2 protein-coding genes are annotated in these 2056 nt (G+C 74.0%); one reads left to right on the top strand and one right to left on the bottom strand.

Annotation, left to right across the window (positions count from 1 at the left end; translation table 11 throughout):
* The coding region (locus L0B03_RS17075; protein ID WP_250448103.1) for a DEAD/DEAH box helicase at window positions 1-1204 on the bottom strand (1204 nt) is incomplete at its 3' end.
* A 272-nt stretch (window positions 1205-1476) separates the two neighbouring features.
* On the opposite strand from L0B03_RS17075, the gene L0B03_RS17070 reads away from it, so the two are divergent.
* The coding region (locus L0B03_RS17070; RefSeq protein ID WP_250448101.1) for a substrate-binding domain-containing protein at window positions 1477-2056 on the top strand (580 nt) is incomplete at its 3' end.

Genomic DNA, 2056 nt, shown 5'->3' with positions numbered 1-2056 from the left:
ACCGCTGGCTCGAGGGCGCCGCGACGGGGGCCGGCGTGACGTGGGCGGCGACCTCGCCGACCAGGGCGGTCAGCGCGGCCGACTGGGCCGTGACCGGCTGGGGACGGGCGGTGATCTTCGCCAGGCGCTGCAGGGTCCGCACGTCCCCGGTCTGCTCGGGGAGCACGAGGGTGACGACGTCGCCCCCCGAGCCGGCCCGGGCGGTGCGGCCCGAGCGGTGCAGGTACGCCTTGTGCTCGGCAGGCGGGTCCACGTGCACGACGAGCTCGACGTCGTCGACGTGGATGCCGCGGGCGGCGATGTCGGTGGCGACGAGGACCCGCACCCCACCGGTCGAGAAGGCCTCGAGGTTACGCTCGCGCGCGTTCTGGCTCAGGTTGCCGTGCAGGTCCACGGCCGGGATCCCGGCGGCGGTGAGCTGCTTGGCGAGCTTCTTGGCCTGGTGCTTGGTCCGCATGAACAGCAGCCGGCGGCCCGTCCCGGAGGCGAGGGTCTCGACGACCTGACGCTTGGTCTCGGGCCCGTCCACGGTGAAGACGTGGTGGGTCATGGCTGCGACCGGGGACTCGGCCGAGTCGACCGAGTGGGTGGTCGGGTTGTCGAGGAAGCGCTTGACGAGCTGGTCGACACCGCGGTCCAGGGTGGCCGAGAACAGCAGGCGCTGACCACGCTGGGGGGTGGCGGACATGATCCGCTTGACCCCGGGCAGGAACCCCAGGTCAGCCATGTGGTCGGCCTCGTCGAGCACGGTGATCTCGATCGTGTCGAGGGTCAGCACCTTCTGGCCGAGCAGGTCCTCGAGGCGCCCCGGGCAGGCGACGACGACGTCGACCCCGGCCGCGAGCGCGACCTCCTGGCGGTGCTGGGAGACCCCGCCGAAGATCGTCGTCACGCGCAGCCCGGCGGCCTGGGCCAGCGGCTCGAGGGTCGCGGCGATCTGGGTCGCGAGCTCCCGGGTGGGGGCCAGGACCAGGGCGCGGGGACGCCGCTTGCCCTGCACGGGCGTGGCCGCGAGGCGGGTCACGATCGGGATGGAGAAGGCGAGGGTCTTGCCCGAGCCGGTGCGGCCGCGACCGAGCACGTCGCGCCCGGCGAGGGTGTCGGGCAGGCTCGCGGCCTGGATGGGGAAGGCCTCGGTGAGGCCGCGCTCGGTGAGCGAGCGGACGAGGACCTCGGGCACGCCGAGGGAGGAGAAGGAGGGCATGGGTGGTCGCCTTTCCGGCGGTGGATCTGGTCGGGGCTCGCGGCGGCTGACGCGGGCGTGGCCCGCCGGTGCTCCACGACGGAGGACGACGCAGGTCGCACAGTCCTCGCCACCTAGTGTGCCCTAGTCCGGGCGCGGCGACGAATGCGGAGCTCGGGGCCCTCGTGCGCGAGACTGACCTCACAGTCGCCCCCCACGTGCCGATAGGCACGGGGACAGGTGGTGACCGTCCCCCGACGACGCCCGACCCCCCGACGAGCGGAGAGAGCCGGATGCAGCACGTGCCGACCCTTCTGGTCCTCTCGCACAGCACGGGGGGCTACTACTTCGGGACGCTGCTGACCGGGGTGGCCCGCGAGCTCGCCGCCCGGGGCGGCAAGGCCGTCGTCATGCAGACCCTCGACGTGGGTCAGCACAGCGACCGGATCACCGAACCCACGACCTTCACCCTGCCGGTGGCCTGGGACCGGGCCGACGCCGTGCTCTCGGTCACCTCGGCGGTGGACCCGACGTACCTGCGCAGGCTGCGCGAAGCAGGGATGCCCGTGGTCGTCGCGAGCGACCACGCCGGCGGGCTGGCCGTCCCGACGGCGGTGCCCGACAACCACGGCGGCACCAGTGCCGCGGTCCGGCACCTGCTCGCCCACGGGCACCGGCGGGTCGGCTTCGTGGGCAACCTCAGCCAGCAGGACGCGCGCGACCGCTACGCGGCCTTCCGGGAGACCCTCGCCGCCGCGGGCCTCCAGGTCGACCCCGCCCTGGTCTTCGTCAGCACGGACAACGCCGAGACGGGGGGCGCCGAGGTCGCCGGCTGGTTCCTCGCCGGGCCCGTGCGGCCGACCGGGCTCATGG

Origin of the sequence: Actinotalea sp. C106, from assembly GCF_023630195.1 — a bacterium.
GTDB lineage: Bacteria > Actinomycetota > Actinomycetes > Actinomycetales > Cellulomonadaceae > Actinotalea.
This window is presented reverse-complemented; position numbering and strand designations above follow the sequence as displayed.